This window comes from Erwinia typographi (assembly GCF_000773975.1).
GTDB lineage: Bacteria > Pseudomonadota > Gammaproteobacteria > Enterobacterales > Enterobacteriaceae > Erwinia > Erwinia typographi.
Genome location: NZ_JRUQ01000019.1, coordinates 23,417 through 42,326 on the forward strand (window position 1 = coordinate 23,417; position 18,910 = coordinate 42,326).

General features: G+C 54.4%; 21 protein-coding genes and 1 pseudogene. 5 read left to right on the forward strand and 17 right to left on the reverse strand.

All coding sequences use genetic code 11. From position 1 onward, the window contains the following. Positions 1-117 precede the first annotated feature (117 nt). The 8 genes from NG99_RS04925 to NG99_RS04960 form a co-directional block, all read right to left on the reverse strand. The gene (locus NG99_RS04925; RefSeq protein WP_034889005.1) at positions 118-597 is read right to left on the reverse strand and encodes a hypothetical protein; all 480 of its coding nucleotides are present in this window, start codon (positions 595-597) and stop codon (positions 118-120) included. Beyond that, the gene (locus NG99_RS04930) at positions 587-1,489 is read right to left on the reverse strand and encodes a winged helix-turn-helix domain-containing protein (RefSeq protein ID WP_034889007.1); all 903 of its coding nucleotides are present in this window, start codon (positions 1,487-1,489) and stop codon (positions 587-589) included. The genes NG99_RS04925 and NG99_RS04930 overlap by 11 nt, the downstream gene beginning before the upstream one ends. Positions 1,490-1,652: 163 nt before the next feature. Beyond that, on the reverse strand, positions 1,653-2,414 hold the full coding sequence (ygbI, locus tag NG99_RS04935; RefSeq protein WP_034889008.1) for a DNA-binding transcriptional repressor YgbI: 762 nt from the start codon (positions 2,412-2,414) through the stop codon (positions 1,653-1,655). 260 nt (positions 2,415-2,674) lie between these two features. Further along, positions 2,675-3,301 carry a DUF1109 domain-containing protein gene (locus NG99_RS04940; RefSeq protein WP_034889009.1) on the reverse strand — a complete coding sequence of 209 codons (627 nt, stop codon included), beginning with the start codon at positions 3,299-3,301 and terminating at the stop codon, positions 2,675-2,677. After that, entirely contained in the window at positions 3,288-3,851 is a 564-nt protein-coding gene (locus tag NG99_RS04945) for a sigma-70 family RNA polymerase sigma factor (RefSeq protein ID WP_034889011.1), read from the reverse strand. Before NG99_RS04945 ends, NG99_RS04940 begins: the two co-directional genes overlap by 14 nt. A 27-nt stretch (positions 3,852-3,878) precedes the next feature. After that, positions 3,879-5,111 (reverse strand): protein-disulfide reductase DsbD family protein, encoded by a 1,233-nt coding sequence (locus NG99_RS04950; protein ID WP_034889013.1) that lies wholly within the window; start codon positions 5,109-5,111, stop codon positions 3,879-3,881. A gap of 41 nt (positions 5,112-5,152) precedes the next feature. Continuing rightward, a complete protein-coding gene (locus NG99_RS04955; RefSeq protein WP_034889410.1) occupies positions 5,153-5,716 on the reverse strand; it encodes a peroxiredoxin in 564 nt (187 codons plus the stop codon). Between the two features lie 126 nt (positions 5,717-5,842). Continuing rightward, positions 5,843-6,670: a MurR/RpiR family transcriptional regulator gene (locus tag NG99_RS04960; RefSeq protein ID WP_034889015.1), complete on the reverse strand. Its 828-nt coding sequence runs from the start codon at positions 6,668-6,670 to the stop codon at positions 5,843-5,845. Between the two features lie 175 nt (positions 6,671-6,845). Here NG99_RS04960 and NG99_RS04965 point away from each other — a divergent pair, with 175 nt between their 5' ends. Then, the gene (locus NG99_RS04965) at positions 6,846-8,402 is read left to right on the forward strand and encodes a maltose/glucose-specific PTS transporter subunit IIC (RefSeq protein WP_034889017.1); all 1,557 of its coding nucleotides are present in this window, start codon (positions 6,846-6,848) and stop codon (positions 8,400-8,402) included. Next, entirely contained in the window at positions 8,399-9,097 is a 699-nt protein-coding gene (locus NG99_RS04970; RefSeq protein WP_034889019.1) for an N-acetylmannosamine-6-phosphate 2-epimerase, read from the forward strand. Before NG99_RS04965 ends, NG99_RS04970 begins: the two co-directional genes overlap by 4 nt. 17 nt (positions 9,098-9,114) lie before the next feature. Here the strand turns inward: NG99_RS04970 and NG99_RS04975 are convergent, their stop codons facing one another. Then, entirely contained in the window at positions 9,115-10,299 is a 1,185-nt protein-coding gene (locus tag NG99_RS04975) for a BaiN/RdsA family NAD(P)/FAD-dependent oxidoreductase (RefSeq protein ID WP_034889021.1), read from the reverse strand. A gap of 240 nt (positions 10,300-10,539) precedes the next feature. Here NG99_RS04975 and pitA point away from each other — a divergent pair, with 240 nt between their 5' ends. Further along, a complete protein-coding gene (gene pitA / locus NG99_RS04980) occupies positions 10,540-12,042 on the forward strand; it encodes an inorganic phosphate transporter PitA (RefSeq protein ID WP_157032557.1) in 1,503 nt (500 codons plus the stop codon). A 76-nt stretch (positions 12,043-12,118) separates the two neighbouring features. Here the strand turns inward: pitA and uspB are convergent, their stop codons facing one another. Further along, positions 12,119-12,454, reverse strand: coding sequence for a universal stress protein UspB (gene uspB / locus NG99_RS04985; RefSeq protein ID WP_034889025.1), 336 nt, complete (start codon positions 12,452-12,454; stop codon positions 12,119-12,121). A 445-nt stretch (positions 12,455-12,899) separates the two neighbouring features. Here uspB and uspA point away from each other — a divergent pair, with 445 nt between their 5' ends. Next, a complete protein-coding gene (uspA, locus tag NG99_RS04990; protein WP_034889027.1) occupies positions 12,900-13,340 on the forward strand; it encodes a universal stress protein UspA in 441 nt (146 codons plus the stop codon). 55 nt (positions 13,341-13,395) lie between these two features. On the opposite strand, the gene rsmJ is transcribed toward uspA, so the two are convergent. From rsmJ to NG99_RS30190, 3 genes are all read right to left on the reverse strand, one after another. Continuing rightward, positions 13,396-14,151, reverse strand: coding sequence for a 16S rRNA (guanine(1516)-N(2))-methyltransferase RsmJ (rsmJ, locus tag NG99_RS04995; protein WP_269745664.1), 756 nt, complete (start codon positions 14,149-14,151; stop codon positions 13,396-13,398). 7 nt (positions 14,152-14,158) lie between these two features. Then, on the reverse strand, positions 14,159-16,198 hold the full coding sequence (gene prlC, locus NG99_RS05000; RefSeq protein ID WP_034889028.1) for an oligopeptidase A: 2,040 nt from the start codon (positions 16,196-16,198) through the stop codon (positions 14,159-14,161). Positions 16,199-16,278: 80 nt separating this feature from the next. Next, positions 16,279-16,410 (reverse strand): hypothetical protein, encoded by a 132-nt coding sequence (locus tag NG99_RS30190; protein WP_269745665.1) that lies wholly within the window; start codon positions 16,408-16,410, stop codon positions 16,279-16,281. A 100-nt stretch (positions 16,411-16,510) separates the two neighbouring features. Between NG99_RS30190 and NG99_RS05005 the strand changes: the two genes are divergently transcribed. Further along, positions 16,511-17,335, forward strand: a complete 825-nt coding sequence (locus NG99_RS05005; protein ID WP_034889030.1) for a CPBP family intramembrane glutamic endopeptidase — start codon at positions 16,511-16,513, stop codon at positions 17,333-17,335. 150 nt (positions 17,336-17,485) lie between these two features. Here NG99_RS05005 and NG99_RS28800 read toward each other — a convergent pair whose 3' ends face one another. The 4 genes and pseudogenes from NG99_RS28800 to NG99_RS28025 form a co-directional block, all read right to left on the reverse strand. Then, positions 17,486-17,980 (reverse strand): hypothetical protein, encoded by a 495-nt coding sequence (locus NG99_RS28800; protein ID WP_052130560.1) that lies wholly within the window; start codon positions 17,978-17,980, stop codon positions 17,486-17,488. Next, on the reverse strand, positions 17,977-18,111 hold the full coding sequence (locus NG99_RS30265) for a DUF2778 domain-containing protein (protein WP_084110420.1): 135 nt from the start codon (positions 18,109-18,111) through the stop codon (positions 17,977-17,979). Before NG99_RS30265 ends, NG99_RS28800 begins: the two co-directional genes overlap by 4 nt. A gap of 21 nt (positions 18,112-18,132) precedes the next feature. Beyond that, positions 18,133-18,606: a hypothetical protein gene (locus NG99_RS05015; RefSeq protein ID WP_157032558.1), complete on the reverse strand. Its 474-nt coding sequence runs from the start codon at positions 18,604-18,606 to the stop codon at positions 18,133-18,135. Between the two features lie 5 nt (positions 18,607-18,611). Further along, positions 18,612-18,698: pseudogene (locus NG99_RS28025) on the reverse strand (type VI secretion system tube protein Hcp); the annotation flags it as partial. Positions 18,699-18,910 lie beyond the last annotated feature (212 nt).

The window sequence follows — 18,910 nt, forward strand, 5'->3', positions numbered from 1 at the left end:
GATTATTAATCTTTTGGTAATTTGATAAGTTGATGTTATTGGACAGATATCCTGAGCAATGGCAAGGCGGGTGACATGACGGAGGCGCTGAAATCAATGAACCCAGCGCCAGAAAGGCTATTTCAGCGCACAGGCCATTACCGGCACGCCATTTTTATCAATCATCATTATATTATCCTCCAGCTTTCTTATGCGGAAAAAAGACTCTTTCTCATTAGAATGCAAAATAAAATCCAGCTTCGGCGGCAGAGTATCCCCGCCGCTAATAGCCATATCCTTCCAGACGAAATCATAAACTGAAGAAGCAACTCTATGCTTATAGCTAAAATTAACGGCTCTTCTTACCCTGTACTTTTCTCCTGCATAGACAACAGTACCATTAAAATTGGCGACGCCTTCTTTATTTTTATCAATCAGGATATAAACGTTAGCATCTAAAGTCGCCATTGACTCATCAGGTAAAAACGTGTCTTTACTCACATTCCCCGAGCAGCTGAACTCCTCGTCGCCTTCCTGATGATAAAACTGGAACAAAATGAAAAAGCACAGTAGAAGTAACGTAGAAACAGCATATTTAAATTTATTGTTATTGAGCATTTTTGCTCTCCTGCGTTCTGGAAAAGTCATTTAGACATTCGATCGCTGTATCCTTTTCCCGATTAAACAGGCAAATCATATTAATCTGTTGAGGTGTATGATGTGCGTTGTGCGCATTACTTAATATTCTGATATAGAAATTGACGTCAAATCTATTACAATCAACATCATACTGTTTAGCTAACCTGGCTATTTCAGTATTAACAGAAGAGGAAGGGTAGATACCGGAACTATCATTATGAATAAATAAACTACAGCCGAACTGACTCCCCACTTTAGAATATTCGCTAACGTGAACGTCATCTCTGCTGGTAAACAAGTCATTTTTAAATATAGAGACAGAAAACATCAGCACAGCAATAAACAGTGTCCAGATAATATAAAAATTAGACAAGGCCCTTCCCACACGGAACGGTTGCTGGCTACGTGGTGAACGGCCTGGTTGTGGTGATTCGGTATCATCAGGTATTGCCTCTGCAGCGGGGACATCACCCTGCTGTTCGCTAACCGACGGGACTGTCGCCACCGGTGCTGGGGAGGTTGCTTCAGGTTTCTGTTCTGGGTCATCCAGTGGGCTTACGGAAACTTCCATTATCAGCCCGATTTTAGGCTGAGTACGGACGAATTGCTGTTCAATGCCCAATCCATCAATGGTTTTTCTGATCAGGCTGAGTGAGTTATAGAGGTTGCTGCCCGATGCACGCAGGCCGTTTTCTGTCCAGGCGCGATCCATCAGATCATTACGTGATATCAGTTCACCGGGGTTCTCACAGAAGACCCGCAGAATTAAGACGGCACTATAGGGAAGCCTCGCGCTTTCTCCGCTGGCTACTACGCTTAGCGATCCCGCTTTATCATCAAAAAGTAGCGTATTATCTAGCAGATAGCGCATATGCCGCCTTAACAAAACACCTATCCATAAAAAAACCAAATCCTGACTTTATGTTCACAAATTAAAAATAGCTTAGTCTGACCATTGCTGTTGTGACAAGGATAGCGAGATGATCCTCGATGGGATATGCCCCTTAACGGCCAGGTTAAGACCATGATGGAAATTAGCCAGCCAGAATGACATCAATCTGCTGGGCGGTCATTTCCTGGCGGCTAGCGTCAGACAGCCGACGATCGGTGATGATGCTGTCAAAGCAGTTCAGCGGCAACGCAAGAAAGGTAGCAATCTTATTATATTTAGAGCTGTCGGCTAGCAGAACCCGCTTACTGCTAACCTCGTTTACCGCGCGTTTGACGGCGATCTTCTCTTCATCAGGGGTGAAGATGCCGCGCAATCCCCAGCAGGAAGCGGAAATAAAGGCGATATCAATCGACAGTCCGCGCAGCGCCTGAGCCGCCGCGTCTCCCACGCAGGAGCGGTTGTCCCGACACAGACTCCCTCCGGAATGGATCATCCGGCACTGGCTGTTATCTATAAAGAAGTTAGCAATTGCAAAATCATTGGTAACGATGGTCAGGTCATCCCGCCGTCCCAGCTCGCGCGCCAGCGCCAGCGTCGTGGTGCCAGCATCCAGATAGATACAGCTGCGCGCGGGAATATGCCGTGCCGCCGCCGCGCCGATCGCCTGCTTTTCCTGACTAAACATGCTGGTCTTGTCCTGATGGGAAGGCTCGCTGGCCAGGCGCTCCATTGAGCGAACGCCGCCGGAGACCGACATTACCGCACCCTGCTCTTCCAGCTTTTGCAAATCACGACGGATAGTCATATGAGAAACGGACAGCCGGTCAGTCAGTTCAGCGATGCTCACCACCCCTTTTTCCTGAACCAGCGCTAAAATTTGTTGATGTCGTTCAATCGGGATCACGATTACTCCTGATGAGGATGGCGTCTCCAGTATCTGCGCAGCACACTGAAGCCAGCCAGGGGCCCACTCAATTTTTATCATTTTATCACGGATTGACGGGGGTTCTCATCCTCCAGTGCCGACACAATGACCGTATCGACATGAACAGGCAGCTCTTTATCCCTGTTTACGAGGGTTCTCTTTGCGTTAAAAAATGTGAGATGTGGATTGTCTTATGTTAATAAACAGGATAAAGCACAAGATCTGATAGCTTTTCGCCCTCATACTCTAACCCATCGCCACCCTGAAATAATGGTTACCAGCACAATCGTTGCGGCGGCTAATAAATGCTGGGCGAAGTCCAGCAGGTTAAGGTGGATCGGGTGGCATAGCGACAGCAAAACTAACGCCATGCACGCGGTCCCTGCGCCAGCGGCTGTCAAACTACGGACGGGAAACAGCGTCCGGGTCTGGCGCAGATAGCCGATCATAATGACGATCATCGGAACGCTGACCACCAGCATAAAAAGATAACAATTGGTGCCTTCCACCTGGCTTGTCGCCGGTTTGAGGCCGCGCATATTGATCAGAATGCTGCCAAGCCATAACAGAGCCAGCGGGATAAACCCTTTCCAACTGAGCGCACGTCGTCCGGGGATACTGATCAGGAAGGCATTGCGGATGGCCAGCGTCCCGGCGATAAAGATGATGAACAGCTGGAATAGCGCCCATGCCATCCCCGGCTGAAGCCAGTCGGTAACAGGACGGCGTACCAGTAAACTGGCTATAGCGCCGCAGGGCAGCGCCATAGTCAGGAATGCCAGCACGCGCCAGCCCGCAGGGTGGGTCCTTTTCACTGGAGACGCACGGCGGCTGAGGGTGGCAATTAAGGCATTATGATCGGTCATGCTTTGCTCCAAAACGGCGAAGATTAGTCAACGCGCGGTGCAGAAGTGATTTCACAGCGGGTACCGTCAGATTGCTCTCCGTAGCCGCTTCCGCCAGGCTCATTTCGCTCAGGTGGACATGCTCAACAATTTGCCGCTGTCGGGTGGATAACTGGTTGAGATAAAGGGACAGCTCTTCGCGGGTATCCCGCCGCTCCTGCGGACAGGAGAGATCGCCCGACTGCATCAGGGACTCTTCTTCCGCCACTTCCCAATGACGCTGGCGACCACGCCGACGTAGCGCATCAATGGAGCGCGCCTGAGCGATGGCCTTCAGCCACGGCAGGAACGGGCAGGCGGGATCGTAAGTTTGGCGAACGCGGTGAACGGCCAGCAGAACGTCCTGAATAACGTCTTCAGTCAATACCGCATCGTCAATCTGCTTACGCACCATCGAACGAATAACCGGCACCAGCACGGTCAGCAGGCGTGTATAAGCCTGCTGGTCCCCAGCCTGCGCTCGCGCCATCAGAATTGGCCATTCATCATGTGGTGTATCAAATCGTCCCATCTACCGCCTTTTTGCCCCTGCCTCCACTTATGCCTTTTTGCCGCTGGCCTGGTTCAGCGCATTCACCACGATTGACGGGGTCAATACCTGTGGCAAAACCTTCGGTGCGCTGCCGTCCGCCGGATAAACAACATATAGCGGCAGACCCCCCTGGCCAAATTCGTTCATCGCATCATCAATATCCGGGTTAAATTTTGTCGAATCCGCGACCATATACACCGTGCCGGTGCGTACTATTGCCTCTTTTACCGCGTCAGTAGAGAGTGTAGTACGCTGGTTAACCTGACAGGTAATGCACCATGAAGCAGTGAAGTCCACCAGGATAGCTTTGCCATGCCCGCGGTTATCGGCAACGGTTTGCGGCGACCATTTCACCTGCTGGACAGCATCCGCCGTTTGCCCGTCGGGCAATGGCGTTCCAGTCTGAATGATCCCCGCGACCGGGATAATAACCGCCACCAGCAGCAATACCGTTGCCCCATACAGCAGCTTATGCGGTTTTTCACGAAAGCGCCTTTTTTGCGCCATGCCGTAGATCCAGGCCGTAAAACCCAGGACCACGGAACAGGCAAGAATGGTCGCCAGCGCGGCGGTACCAGCCTGCTGCGCCAGCACCCAAACCAGCCAGGCAAAGGCGCCAAACATGGGGAAGGCCAGCCCGTGCTTCAACACGTCCATCCATGCGCCCGGCCGGGGCAACCGTTTTGCCAGCCGTGGAAACAGCGAGACCAGGGTAAACGGCGCGGCAAACCCAAGCGCCAGCGAGAAAAAGATCGCCAGAGAAACGGCTGGCGGCTGAACCAGAGCATAGCCTATGGCGCTGGCCATAAACGGAGCCGAACAGGGAGTTGCCACCACGATCGACAGCGCCCCAGTCAGCGCCGAACGAATTAATGAACTCCGTCCAACCTCGATCTCGCCCGCACGCTGGAGTGAAAGCCCGACTTCAAACACCCCCAGCAGGTTGAGGGCGGCCCCCAAAATAATCAGGGCAAGAATAGCGATAACCAGCGGAGACTGGAGCTGAAAACCCCAGCCAACTGCGTTTCCCGTGGCGCGGGCAGCCAGCAGGATGGCGGCCAGCGCCATCATGGTGACGACAACGCCCGCCAGAAATGCCAGCCCTTCGGCACGCGCCGCTTTTGGGCCTCCCTGATGACGCAGCAGGCCGAGCGCCTTCAGAGAAATCACCGGAAACACGCAGGGCATGAAATTCAGGATAATGCCGCCTAAAAAGGCGGACAATATTGCAGTTAACATAACGGGCCTCGGTAGGCTAAAAGATCGGCAGACAGCCTGTATCAGGAGTGAGACGCAGAATACTGTTTCACCGCATCCATCGCTTTCTGAATATGCGTGTCAGGATTGCGGTCGGTATAGCTCAACAGGATCTTACCGTCCGGCGCGATCACATAGGAAGTGCGGTCGGAAATCGTTTTGCCTTTCATCTGCATGGTGGTCTGGTATTCGCTGGCAATCTTAGCGCCAGGGTCCGCCGCTACCGTGAATTTATCGCGGCATTCCAGCTTGGAGAAATCACCGATTTGCTCGGTATTACCGGCCGTTACGCCAATGACGGTTGCCCCCAGCTTTTTAAAGCCGTCGGTAGCTTCGGCAAAATCATGTGCCTCAATCGTACAGCCCTTACTGAAGGCCGCAGGGAAAAAGTAAAGTACCACTGGCCCTTTTTGCAGCGCCTGCTGAAGGGAAAACGTCAGCGGTTTACCAGCCAGTGCGCCCTGGAGTGTAAAGTCCGGTGCCTGAGCCCCGACGGGGAGCGCAGCCTCCGCGTTAAGGGCAGGCAGCGCGAGGCTCATCAAGGCGGCGGCGCTCAGGGAACAGACGAGTTTTTTTGTACGGTTCATGGAAAGCTCCATCAGGGTTAAGATACGACTGTCTTTAACAGTTCGCTGCGGACCTTGAGAAAGTTTCGCCAGAAAAAAAATAAATTTCATCAGCCGCCTGCTGAGTGAAATCCAGGCAGAGGCTGGTCAGATCAGCATGGGTAAGGTTGCGCTGGCCGTTAGCTGGCTTGAGGTGGTGTACAGACTGCTGTGCGCGGTAAGCTCCCGGATAAGTACCTCAACCAGCAGCATGGCGCCGACCTTGGCGCTGAGTATACCAGCGCTAAGCGGTCCTTCCGGCCTGGCGGCGACCAACAGCATATCAGCCAGTTTCCCCAGCGGACTGCTAAGCGTATTACTTAGCATCAGCACTCGCGCCTTTTGCTTTTTAGCCAGCTTCACCACATGCATCAGATCTTTGGTCGACCCTGAGCTGGAGATGGCAATCACCAGATCGCCCTCTTTCACCGTCGAGGCATTCATCGCCGCCCGGTGCATATCATTAAACAGCAGGGCAGATTTACCCAGGCGAAGTAGCCTGTAGTGGAGGTAATCGCCGGTAATGGCGCTGGCCGCCACGCCGTAAATCTGTATCGATGCCGCCTGATGCAGGGCAAGCCCGGCCTGCTTCAGTACCTCACGGTTGATGAATTTTCCGGTATCCCTCAGCGCCTGGACGGACTCTTCGACCAGCGCATCAATACTGTCGCCGCCAGCAGGCATATCCACCTGGTTTTGCTGAATGTCCAGCGCCAGAGCCATCTTGAACTCGGTATACCCCTTACACCTGAGATTCCGGCACAGACGGGTCACGCTCGCTTCGCTGGTCTCACTCTCTTTCGCCAGTTCAGTGATAGTCAGATACAGCACTTTATGAGGATCAGTGACGATAAAGTCCCCCAGCTTTTGCAACGTCGGGCTGTAGCCCGGCAGGCCCTGTCGCAAATGCAGCAATATATTCTCATTTTCCATCATCTGACTTACCCGTATTCCCGATGTCGACCCTGTCTAGTTTGGGGTAAAGCCCCCCGATTGCGCCAGCAGATTCGATCATAAGTGAAAGCTATAACGATAATGGTGGAAATTTTCACCTGACCAAATATATTGTGGTGATAATTATCACCACAACAACGCGTCGGGGTAAAAATTTATGTCACTCTTCAGTGGGGCTGCTTCCGGGGCCTGGTTCGAAAAAGCGCAGCGCTTTGGAAAATCTTTCATGTTGCCGATTGCCGTACTACCTGCTGCAGGGTTATTGCTGGGTATCGGCGGGGCGTTGTCGAATCCGAACACCATCAAGGCTTACCCTTTCCTGGATATTGCCTGGTTGCAGGGCGTGTTCACCATCATGGCCAGCGCAGGGTCAGTGGTCTTCGCCAACCTGGCGGTCTTGTTCGCCGTCGGCGTCGCGGTAGGACTGGCGAAAGGCGATAAAGGCACCGCGGGTCTGGCGTCTCTGCTCGCTTACCTGGTGATGAATGCCACGATCAATGCGCTGTTGAAACTGACCGGCGTGCTGGCGGCGACAGACGCTGGCGCTGTAGGTCAGGGAATGGCGCTTGGTATCCAGACGCTCGAAACGGGCGTGTTTGGCGGCGTAGTAATCGGTATCGTTACCTCGCTGCTGCACAACCGCTATAACAAAATTGCCCTGCCGCAGTTTCTTGGGTTCTTTGGCGGTTCGCGCTTTGTGCCGATTATCAGCTCCCTTGTCGCCATCCTGGTGGGTGCCGTCATGACCGTAGTCTGGCCGCATTGCCAGAAGCTGATTTTCGGCCTGGGTGGGCTGGTGGATGCCACAGGGTACTTTGGTACCTTTATCTACGGCTTCGTCTTGCGCATGTTGGGGCCGTTTGGTCTGCACCATATTTTCTATTTGCCCTTCTGGACAACGGCGCTGGGCGGCTCCGAAATGGTTAACGGTCAGCTGGTGGAAGGAACGCAGCGCATTTTCTTCGCCCAGCTTGCCGATCCCAACACCAGGGAATTTTACGTCGGCACCTCGCGCTTTATGTCCGGGCGTTTCATCACCATGATGTTTGGCCTGATGGGCGCCTGCCTTGCGATGTATCACACCGCCAGGCCGGAGAACCGTAAGCGCGTGGCCGGGCTGCTGCTTTCTGCCGCCCTGACATCGTTCCTGACCGGTATCACCGAGCCCATTGAGTTCTCGTTCCTGTTCATTGCGCCGGTACTGTATGTGATACACGCCCTGTTCGACGGCCTGGCGTTTATGATTGCGCATATACTGCATATCACCATAGGCCAGACTTTTTCGGGCGGGCTGATCGATTTCATTCTGTTTGGCGTGCTGCAGGGCGAGGCGAAAACCCACTGGATGTACGTGCCCATGGTCGGTATTCCCTGGTTCTTCCTCTACTACTTCACCTTCCGTATCGCCATCAACCACTTCAATTTTAAAACGCCGGGGCGTGAAGATGCCGCGGTTGAAAGCGAGCAGGTTCAGGTCACAGAGCGCCCACGGCAGGTGATTACCGCGCTGGGCGGTAAAGAGAACATCGCGGAGCTGGACTGCTGCGCCACGCGTCTGCGCATTACGCTGGTTGATGGCAACAAAATTGATGAAGCCGCGCTGAAAGCAACCGGCGCACGCGCCGTTGTCAGGCGCGGTAATGGCGTGCAGGTCATTTACGGTCCCCACGTCACCATTATTAAAAACGAAGTTGAGGAGTTACTTACGCTATGAAAGCCCCCATGTTGCAACAAATTAAGGGGAAGCTGATCGTTTCCTGCCAGGCCCTGGAAAACGAGCCGCTGCACAGCGCTTATATTATGTCGCGCATGGCCGTGGCCGCGATGGAAGGCGGCGCGGCGGCTATACGAGCGAACAGTCTGGCTGATGTTCAGAAGATTATGGATACGGTGGATCTGCCGGTTATCGCCATTCTTAAACGCGACTATCCCGGTAGCGATGTCTTTATCACCGCCACGCTTCAGGAAGTCGATGAGTTGATGGCGGCGCATCCGCAGATGATTGCTATGGACGCGACAGGTCATACCCGCCCTGGCGAACGCCAGCTGCCGGAACTGGTTGCCGCGATACGCGAGCGTTATCCGGATTTGTTACTGATGGCCGATATTGCGACCGTTGAGGAAGCGCGCCATGCCGCCTCGCTGGGCTTTGACTGTGTAGGCACCACGCTGCATGGCTATACCCGCGAGACCACGGGCAAAAGCCTTGCGGACGATGATTACCAATTCCTGCATGAGGTTATTGCGGCCGTCAGCGTGCCGGTGATTGCCGAGGGGAATGTGGCAACGCCAGAGATGGCCGCGCATTGCCTGTCGTCAGGCGCTCATGCGGTAGTGGTTGGCGGAGCGATTACCCGCCCGCAGCAAATCACCCGTCGCTTCGTCAATGCCCTGGTTGCGCCAGCGTAATCCGGCCGCTCAGTTCCTCACAGGGCCTGAGCGCAAGCCCAGGCGGAGCTCCAGGCCCATTGGAAATTGTAGCCGCCGAGCCAGCCGGTCACGTCCACCACTTCGCCGATGAAATACAGGCCGGGGACATCGCGCGCCTCCATCGTTTTAGAGGAGAGCACGCTGGTATCCACGCCGCCCAGCGTGACTTCTGCCGTGCGGTAGCCTTCAGTGCCGTTTGGCTGAACGCGCCAGCGGTGTAACGCCTCAACCAACTCGCCCTGCTGGCGGCTGTTCAGCTGTTTCAGGGTGCATTCCGGCACGCTGCTCAGCAGTTGCAGGCACTCCACCAGGCGGCGGGGCAGCACTTTTGCCAGCGTATTTTTCAGGCTCTGATTCGGGTGCGCCTTGCGCTCTTGATTAATAAAGTCGCCGAGGTCGCGCTCCGGCGACAGGTTAATAGTGACGAATTCACCCGGCTGCCAGTAGCTGGAAAGTTGCAGCACCGCCGGGCCGGACAGACCGCGATGGGTAAAAAGCAGCGCTTCTTTGAAGATCGTGCCATCTTCGGCGCTCATCAGCGAGGGCACCGCCACGCCGGAGAGCGTCTTAAGCTGTTCCAGCAGCGGCTTATGCAGCGTAAAGGGCACCAGTCCGGCGCGGGTCGGAAACACCGTCAGCCCAAACTGCCCGGCAATTTTATAGCCAAAGGGGGTGGCGCCCAGTCCCGGCATAGAAAGCCCGCCGGAGGCGATAACCAGTTTCTCCGCCTGCGCGACGCTGCCGTTCAGCTCCAGCGTGTAGCCCGCCTCGTCCCGGCTTACGCTCAGCACCTCGCTTCTCAGGCGTAGCGTCACCTTCCCGATCTCGCACTCTTTCAGCAGCAGGTCGACAATCTGCTGCGCCGAGTCGTCGCAAAACAGCTGGCCCAGCGTTTTCTCGTGCCAGGCGATGCCGTGACGATTGACCAGATCGATAAAATCCCACTGGGTGTAACGCGCCAGCGCGGATTTACAAAAGTGGGGGTTCTGCGACAGATAGGCTGCCGGTTCGGTATGGAGGTTGGTGAAATTGCAGCGTCCGCCGCCGGACATAAGAATTTTGCGGCCCGCTTTTTTGCCGTTATCCAGCAGCAGGACACGCTTGCCGCGCTGCCCCGCCTGGGCGGCGCAGAACAGGCCAGCCGCACCGGCGCCAATGATAATAACGTCAAACTTTTCCACGACTCGCTCCGGGCTGCTGAAAAAAACGCTGATTGTAGTGACAAGGGGCGGAGGATGCCAGAGTAACAAAAATGTCATCCGGGAAACATTTTGTAACCGGATGATTTTCAACAAGATCAAATCAGTGATTTCGCCTTTTTGACACATTTATGTCAAAAAAGGCTATATTTCCCTTTCCCCAGCCGCGGTTTCTCGCTGATAATGCGCCGCGTTCATGTCCTCCAAAATGGCTTAACGTTTATGTTACATCTGTTCGCTGGGCTCGATTTCCATACTGGCCTGTTACTGGTCCTCGCGCTGCTGTTTGTGTTGTTCTACGAAGCCATTAACGGTTTCCACGATACGGCCAATGCGGTGGCGACTGTGATTTATACCCGCGCTATGCGATCGCAGCTGGCGGTAGCAATGGCCGGGGTGTTCAACTTCTTTGGCGTGCTGCTGGGCGGATTAAGCGTGGCTTACGCTATCGTTCATCTTCTTCCCACCGACCTGCTGCTTAACGTTGGATCGGCTCATGGCCTCGCCATGGTCTTCTCAATGCTACTGGCCGCGATTATCTGGAATCTCGGCACCTGGTATTTCGGTCTGCCGGCCTCCAGCTCGCACACGCTTATCGGCGCCATTATCGGCATCGGCCTGACCAACGCACTGGTCACCGGCACCTCGGTAGTGGACGCGCTGAATATCCCTAAAATGATCGGCATTTTCCTGTCGCTGGTGATTTCACCGATTGTTGGCCTCGTGCTGGCTGGCGGGCTGGTGTTTATTCTGCGTCGCTACTGGAGCGGAAGCAAAAAGCGTCTGCGTATTCATATGACGCCAGCGGAACGCGAAAAGATCGATGGTAAAAAGAAACCGCCGTTCTGGACCCGTATCGCCCTGATTGTTTCGGCTATCGGCGTGAGCTACTCGCACGGCGCGAACGACGGCCAGAAAGGCATCGGCCTGATTATGCTGGTGCTGATTGGCGTTGCCCCAGCCGGGTTTGTGGTAAACATGAACTCGTCCGGTTATGACATCACCCGTACCCGTGATGCGGTGAACAATCTGGAGCAGTACTATCAGCAGCACGCTGACACGCTAACGCACATCGTGCAGATGGCGCCGCCAGCCGTGCCGACGCCGGAAGAAAACCCCGGTACGCCGCAAGAGTTTCACTGCAACGCCGAGCGCGCGCTGTCAGCAATTCAACATGCCCAGAGCCTGCTGAACAACCTGCAAAGCTACGATAAGCTGAACGTCGAACAGCGCTCGCACCTTCGCCGTTTGCTGATGTGCATCTCCGATACGGCCGATAAAGCCGCTAAAATGCCGAACGTCAGCAGCGACGACCAGCGCCTGCTCGGCAAGCTGAAAGGCGATCTGCTGAATACCGTGGAGTATGCGCCGCTCTGGATTATCGTCGCGGTGGCCTTTGCACTTTCGATGGGTACAATGGTGGGATGGCGTCGCGTCGCGACCACCATCGGCGAGAAGATCGGTAAAAAAGGCATGACCTATGCTCAGGGCATGTCGGCGCAGATGACGGCCGCCGTGTCTATTGGCGTGGCGAGCTATACCGGGATGCCTGTGTCGACAACCCATGTGCTCTCCTCTTCCGTCGCCGGTACGATGCTGGTTGACGGCGGCGGCGTACAGAGTCGCACCATCAAAAATATCCTGCTGGCGTGGGTATTAACCCTGCCGATCTCGATAATATTATCGGGTGTGCTGTACTGGCTGGCGTTGAAGTTCGTGGCTTAATCACCGCTTCCAGGCAAAAGGGCGGAAAGGTCAATAACCTTTCCGCCCTTTTTGTTTTCTGCTGTCGGCGCGGCTCTCAGTGCCAGATGAGCAGCCCGACCAGACTAACCACCACCAGACCACACAGCAGACTGCTCAGGATAAATTGCCCCCGAACCCGTTCGCAGCGGCGAATAAACTCATCATCATGATGGTCACGATAGCGCTGTGACCAGATATAGCGCACCAGCCTGACCTGCTTGCTCGGCTGCCCGTGCGAGGTAAAGAAGCCTGCGCCATCTACGTATTGATAAAGTAAAGGGTCACACCCACGAAGCACCACTAATAACGCACGCAAAGAGGAAAAATAGCGCGCCATATTCACCACACATACCACACAAAGAGCCCAAAAAAGCGCGATGGTGCTGATCATGATCCCCTCCCGGCAATACATCAAAGAGCGTATTCAGCGGGGAACGCCGGACAGGCCCCACAATGATTTGCCAATCACCTCATTGAACCAGACAGAATTGTAATTGTATCCGCAGAGCGACCGTCATTAGCGCATAACATGTCGTTAATATCAGTGTAGGAGATCTGCTTAAATCTTTTCCAGCGATGTTTTACACAACCGCAAGAAAGAGAGAAAAATTCATTTTGATCCCGCTCGCAAAGGGCGCGGCCAACACGCCCTTCCGCTAATCATTCGGGCTATAATAACAGCGAGAATAATAGCGGCGTCGGGGTATTTACTCACCCAAGGCGCGGTACTAAACCTCAACGCATTAAACATTAGCAACGGATTTCAATGTGTTATGATGCAAAAAGACAACTTTGTCGGCGGATAACCCTCCGCAACGAAAGAAAGGAGTATCGTTATGTCTTATAAACACATTCTGATTGCAGTCGACCTTTCCCCGGAAAGTAAGCTGCTGGTCGCCAAAGCGGTGTCGATGGCGCGTCCTTACGATGCCAAAGTGTCGCTGATCCACGTCGACGTAAACTATTCCGATCTCTATACCGGGCTGATTGACGTGAACCTTGGCGATATGCAAAAGCGTATCTCTGAAGAAACCCATACTGCCCTGACCGACCTCTCCAACAGCGCAGGCTACCCGATTTCCGAAACCCTCAGCGGCAGCGGCGATCTGGGCCAGGTGCTGGTCGACGCGATCAGAAAATATGACGTCGATCTGGTGGTTTGCGGTCACCATCAGGACTTCTGGAGCAAGCTGATGTCCTCGGCTCGCCAGCTGATCAACACCGTACATATCGATATGCTGATCGTACCGCTGCGCGACGAAGACGAAGAGTCATAGCGTCAGGCCGGGGCGGAACAGGATTCCGCCCTGCCCCTTGCGACAGAGACCATGGTTAGTCGCTGGTCAGCGGCGGGTAGATATCAAAACGGTGGCTTTTGGTCACCACTGCCGACTGCGTTGCTACGCCAGCCAGCGGCGGCGCATAGTCAGGCCGCTTCACCACCACGCGCTTTTTCGCCAGCCGCCTTGCCGGGGCCAGCAGCCCGTCCGCATCGTCGTCGGCTCCCACCAGCGTTTGAAACACCCGCATCTCTTTCTTCACCAGCGCGCTTTTCTGCCGGTGGGGAAACATCGGGTCGAGATAAACCACGTCGGGTTTCTCCGCCATCTCCGCCAGCGCGTCCAGGCTGGAAGCGTGGATCAACGTCAGACGCTCGCGCAGCCAGCCGCCAATCTCAGCATTCTCATAGCCGCGTCGCAGTCCGTCATCCAGCAATGCAGCGACCACCGGATGACGCTCCAGCATCTGCACGCGGCAGCCAATCGAAGCCAGCACAAAAGCATCGCGCCCCAGCCCCGCCGTGGCGTCAACCACCGCAGGCAGATAGCCGCTCTTAATCCCTACGGCTTTGGCTACCGCTTCACCCCGGCCTCCGCCAAAACGGCGACGGTGAGCCATCGCCCCCTCAACGAAATCAACAAAAATCCCGCCAAGCTTCGGCTCATCCAGCTTGCGTAGCTCCAGGTGCGTGGCGGTCATCACCAGCGCCATCGGCGCGTGTTCATCATGCTGCAACTGCCAGCGAGCGGCTAAAACAGATAAGGCGCCGTCTCCGGCGCCTGATTGATCAACTAAACAGATCTTCACGTTAAAACTATTCCTGAATACCGTAGTGTTCCAGCATGGCATCCAGCTGCGGCTCGCGGCCACGAAAGCGCTTGAACAGCGCCATCGGCTCCTCAGAACCACCGCGCGTCAGGATATTATCCAGGAAAGACTGGCCCGTTTCACGATTGAAAATACCCTCTTCTTCAAAGCGTGAGTAAGCATCTGCCGCCAGCACATCGGCCCACAGATAGCTGTAGTATCCCGCAGCATAGCCTCCGGCAAAGATATGGCTGAAAGCGTGTGGGAAGCGGCCCCAGGCAGGGCTTGGCACCACGGCGACCAGCTGTTTGATCTCTTTCAGCATCTCGAGGATCTGCGCGCCTTTTGCCGGGTCAAACTCGGCATGTAGGCGGAAGTCGAACAGGCCGAATTCCAGCTGACGCAGGATAAACAGCGCCGCCTGGTAGTTTTTCGCCGCCAGCATTTTATCCAACAGCGCCTGCGGCAGCGGCTCGCCGGTTTCATAGTGGCCGGAGATAAAGGCCAGCGCGTCCGGCTCCCAGCACCAGTTCTCCATAAACTGGCTTGGCAGCTCGACCGCATCCCACGGCACGCCGCTGATGCCAGCCACGCCCGGAGTTTCGATGCGCGTCAGCATGTGGTGCAGGCCGTGACCAAATTCATGGAACAGCGTGGTCACTTCGTCGTGGGTAAACAGCGCAGGCTTGCCCTTAAGCGGACGGTTGAAGTTACAGGTCAGGTAGGCCACCGGCTTTTGCAGCGAACCGTCAGCTCGCCGCATCTGGCCCACGCAGTCGTCCATCCACGCACCGCCGCGCTTGTGCTCGCGCGCGTATAGGTCGAGATAGAAGCTGCCGCGCAGCTCGCCAGTCTCATCAAACAGGTCGAAGAAACGCACGTCAGGGTGGTAAACATCCACGTCCTTGCGCTCTTTAGCCGTGATGCCATAAATACGTTTGACCACTTCAAACAGGCCGTTCACCGCGCGCTCTTCCGGGAAATAGGGGCGCAGCTGCTCGTCGCTGATCGAATAAAGATGCTGCTTTTGCTTTTCGCCAAAATAGGTCAGATCCCACGGGTTCAGCTCATCAACGCCGTACTCTTTTTTGGCAAAGGCCCGAAGCTGCTCGATCTCTCTTTCGGCCTGAGGCCGGGCGCGTTTCGCCAGATCGGTCAGGAAGTCGGTAACCTGCGCCGGGTTTTCCGCCATTTTGGTCGCCAGCGATTTGTCCGCGTAGGAGTCAAAGCCCAGCAGCTGAGCCAGCTCGTGGCGCAGCGCCAGCTCTTCCGCCATCACTTCGCTGTTATCCCACTTGCCCGCGTTCGGCCCCTGGTCAGAAGCACGGGTAGAGAAAGCGCGGTACATCTCTTCACGCAGCGCCTGGTTGTCGCAGTAGGTCATCACCGGCAGATAGCTGGGGATATCCAGCGTTAACAGCCAGCCTTCCTGCTCTTTAGCTTCGGCCTGCGCTTTGGCCGCACCCAGCGCGCTTTCCGGCAGGCCAGAAAGTTCGCGCTCATCGGCGATCAGCTTACTCCAGCCCATGGTGGCATCCAGCACGTTGTTGCTGTATTTGGAACCCAGCTCCGAGAGACGCGCGGCAATTTCGCCGTAGCGCTTCTGCTTCTCTTTCGACAGGCCAATCCCGGACAGTTCGAAATCACGCAGCGCGTTATCCACAGCCTTCTTCTGCGGTACGCTCAGGCCTGCATAGCTGGTCTCTTTCAGATTGCGGTATGCCTGATACAGGCCTTCATGCTGTCCCACCCAGGTGCTGTATTCGGACAGCAGCGGCAGCGTCTGCTCGTAGGCCTCGCGCAGCTCCGGGCTATTTTTGACAGAGTTCAGGTGGCTGACCGGAGAAAACAGGCGTCCTAAACGATCGTCCACTTCCGCCAGCGGCTGAACCAGGTTATCCCATGTGTAAGGCGCGCCGAGAGCGACGACTTTCTCCACCGCAGCACGGCAGTCGGCCAGAGCCTTAGTCACGGCGGGTACGACATGTTCTGGTTTAATGGCGGAGAAAGGAGGAAGCGTAAAGGAGGAGAGTAACGGATTGGTCATAGCGCAGTCCTTGTTCATGTCATGTATGAGGCGCGGTTGAAAACGCGATTAAGCTAACATGAGGCTAAGTGTAGTGAAAATCAATGGCTGGCCGACGAGGAAACGTCACGAAAGTTGACGGGAGAAACCCCGGTATACGGCTGGCTTTGCTGAGTTTCCCTTCGGTTCAGGCCTGGTGTGCAGGCTTTGATCTGCATCATTTTCGTCAGCATATTCAGCTATTCCCGGCACGATTCCTGTTGCCTGCTCCGGCTGCCGTCCGCATACTTTCGCCGTCTCCCGATCTTATGGTTAACCACACGGAGTGTTGTTATGTGGTATGTCTATGCCGCCTCACTGTTATTACTTCCCTTCCATCTGCGCGCCTCGCTGGGATTACTGACCCTTGCGCTGGTACTGGCAGTCTTCGACCACACGCTGCAATGGCCCGCGATAGCCGCGCTGGTAGCGATAGGCGCGGTTGCCGTCTGGCGAGGGCGCCTCAGGCAGCCGGGCTTCCCCGCGCTGGCTGGCGAAGCGATCCTGGTGCTGAGCGCGATAGCGCTGATGCTGCACCTGATTCCGGGCTTCTCTAATCTGAAGATTGTCAGCGGCGTCAAGGCCGGGCCGGAGAGTGCCCCCTTCACCTTCTATTATAATTTCGATAAAGCCCTGATCCCCTTCCTGCTGCTTGCCTGTCTGCCTGGCTTGCTGAAACGTCCGGCTGTCGCGCCGAAAAACAGGCTATGGTGGCTGGTGCTGATACTTTCGATGCCGCTTTTGCTGCTGGTTGCCACGCTGGCTGGCGGCCTGCGCGTGGAGCTGCATCAGCCCGAATGGCTGGGCGCGTTTATGCTGGCAAACCTGTTCTTCGTTTCCTTTGCCGAAGAGGCGCTGTTCCGCGGCTATGTGCAGCAGCGACTGAGCCAAAAGCTGGGAAATATCTGGGGACTGGGAGTGGCCGCAGTGATATTTGGCCTGGCGCATGTCGCCGGAGGGCCGCTGCTGGTGCTCTTTGCCGCGCTGGCGGGCATTATCTATGGCCTGGCGTGGCTGTGGAGCGGCCGGGTTTGGGTCTCCACGCTGGTACACTTTGCCTTCAATATGCTGCACCTGATGTTCTTCACCTACCCGCTGTGGCAGCGCCTGCCTGGATAGCGGTCCGCAGGGCTGTTTGGTAACGCCAATACGTGCTGCCTTCGGGCGGCACGAGTCTTCCTTCCCACTGGACAGATTCTGGACTGGTTGAGTTATCGCCACGATATTTATTAGCGGACTTCACCTGCTGGAAGTAGAAACAATGATTGCTTAATCAGTTAAACGGGATTTTCGCATTGTGGTATTCAATACGGATAAGCACTTTTCTCGCCACTGGCCCTGCAAACCTTGAGCCATAAGAGCCGCGCGGGTTTTCAAATAGTATGAATCAATTTCAGCTTCTGTTGGCTCGATGAACGGCACGCCGCAAATCTCACCCACGTTATTTTTATCAATAAACTTTAGTGTTTCTTCGGGGTTTTCAGATAAGGCATAGGCCATTGAGATGTTCAAACCTTCCTGAAAAGAGGTCATACTAATAAAGGGTCGATCCTGAAACTCAGGATAAAGTGCTATCCAGCGGCTTTTACCTTCGGACATATAGATTGCTATTTTCTCATACTCGGAATCTGACAAGTATTTCGTTTCGTGGGTACGTATTGCGGTCTGTACTCTTTCATAGAGCGTTTGTTCTGACGTGCTGACCTGATGAGAAGAACAGGCGCTAAGCAGAAAAAATAATGCTATTAAAAGTTTTCTTTTCATTTGACGAGTAACTCCCTGTCACCGCTATCGGCTATTCTCTTCCTGACATCCAAAGAGGCAACAATGCAGCCATTTGACGCCGTGCCACGTCCGTTATCACCATGAATCAGAAAGCCATCACGACCGCACATGTTATTACCGTGACTTTCAAATCAGAATTCTCTTTTAACTATAATATACCCGTTAAACCTTACGATACAGTCAGTATCGCTTACGAACGCGGATGTCAGGAAAATATTACGTAGCTTGTTTTTATTTTCAAAGGTGTATTCCGCAATGACATTTTTAGCATTATTAGCCATGAACCTCATTGCATATTCATCAACAGTTGTCGGGTCCTCACTGTTTTCGCCACTGAGATTTTTTTCCTGCAAGCCATAGGTTTTTGCTAATGCAAATGTAACAGGCTCCTCGCTTATTATTTTAATTCTTGTATTGACATCAATAAATGCGGAGTTATCCAGATTAAAATCTTCTTTCATTGAAAGCGACATGGCTATACCAACGTCGCCATGAATACCTGTGCAATCGTTCACGTTAACATTAGCGATGCCGTTAAAACTTATCATTGAAATAAACAAAAGTGTAAGTTTAATAATTAATCCGACACCCCTTAATTTCCACAATTGTAGCTACCCTCCCGATTCTGCACGTCCACCGAACCTTTGATATCAGCGCCGCCATCATCCTTAAGCCAGAGGTATGCCGGAATAGCCATAGTTAACTCCTTGTAATAATTTCCGTAAACAGACATCACTCACTGTAATGCGCAGAAGGTGGACGTCAGTTTGATTCACATCATAGTCAGCTGGAGTTGAGTCGGGGCAGATCACAGATTTCGAAAATTATTGGTACTTATATTCCCTGCTATCAGGGTAAAAGCCTCGCTTATATTTTTCACCTGTAACGCTGACGGATGGCCCCGGCAAG

Excerpts from the sequence above, each read along its gene's own strand:
- NG99_RS04925 (WP_034889005.1), bottom strand. The coding sequence starts at position 597 with ATGCTCAATAACAATAAATTTAAATATGCTGTTTCTACGTTACTTCTA.
- NG99_RS04930 (WP_034889007.1), bottom strand. The coding sequence starts at position 1,489 with ATGCGCTATCTGCTAGATAATACGCTACTTTTTGATGATAAAGCGGGA.
- NG99_RS04940 (WP_034889009.1), bottom strand. The coding sequence starts at position 3,301 with ATGACCGATCATAATGCCTTAATTGCCACCCTCAGCCGCCGTGCGTCT.
- NG99_RS04945 (WP_034889011.1), bottom strand. The coding sequence starts at position 3,851 with ATGGGACGATTTGATACACCACATGATGAATGGCCAATTCTGATGGCG.
- NG99_RS04950 (WP_034889013.1), bottom strand. The coding sequence starts at position 5,111 with ATGTTAACTGCAATATTGTCCGCCTTTTTAGGCGGCATTATCCTGAAT.
- NG99_RS04955 (WP_034889410.1), bottom strand. The coding sequence starts at position 5,716 with ATGAACCGTACAAAAAAACTCGTCTGTTCCCTGAGCGCCGCCGCCTTG.
- NG99_RS04960 (WP_034889015.1), bottom strand. The coding sequence starts at position 6,670 with ATGATGGAAAATGAGAATATATTGCTGCATTTGCGACAGGGCCTGCCG.
- NG99_RS04965 (WP_034889017.1), top strand. The coding sequence starts at position 6,846 with ATGTCACTCTTCAGTGGGGCTGCTTCCGGGGCCTGGTTCGAAAAAGCG.
- NG99_RS04970 (WP_034889019.1), top strand. The coding sequence starts at position 8,399 with ATGAAAGCCCCCATGTTGCAACAAATTAAGGGGAAGCTGATCGTTTCC.
- pitA (WP_157032557.1), top strand. The coding sequence starts at position 10,540 with ATGTTACATCTGTTCGCTGGGCTCGATTTCCATACTGGCCTGTTACTG.
- uspB (WP_034889025.1), bottom strand. The coding sequence starts at position 12,454 with ATGATCAGCACCATCGCGCTTTTTTGGGCTCTTTGTGTGGTATGTGTG.
- uspA (WP_034889027.1), top strand. The coding sequence starts at position 12,900 with ATGTCTTATAAACACATTCTGATTGCAGTCGACCTTTCCCCGGAAAGT.
- prlC (WP_034889028.1), bottom strand. The coding sequence starts at position 16,198 with ATGACCAATCCGTTACTCTCCTCCTTTACGCTTCCTCCTTTCTCCGCC.
- NG99_RS30190 (WP_269745665.1), bottom strand. The coding sequence starts at position 16,410 with ATGCTGACGAAAATGATGCAGATCAAAGCCTGCACACCAGGCCTGAAC.
- NG99_RS05005 (WP_034889030.1), top strand. The coding sequence starts at position 16,511 with ATGTGGTATGTCTATGCCGCCTCACTGTTATTACTTCCCTTCCATCTG.
- NG99_RS28800 (WP_052130560.1), bottom strand. The coding sequence starts at position 17,980 with ATGAAAAGAAAACTTTTAATAGCATTATTTTTTCTGCTTAGCGCCTGT.
- NG99_RS30265 (WP_084110420.1), bottom strand. The coding sequence starts at position 18,111 with ATGTGCGGTCGTGATGGCTTTCTGATTCATGGTGATAACGGACGTGGC.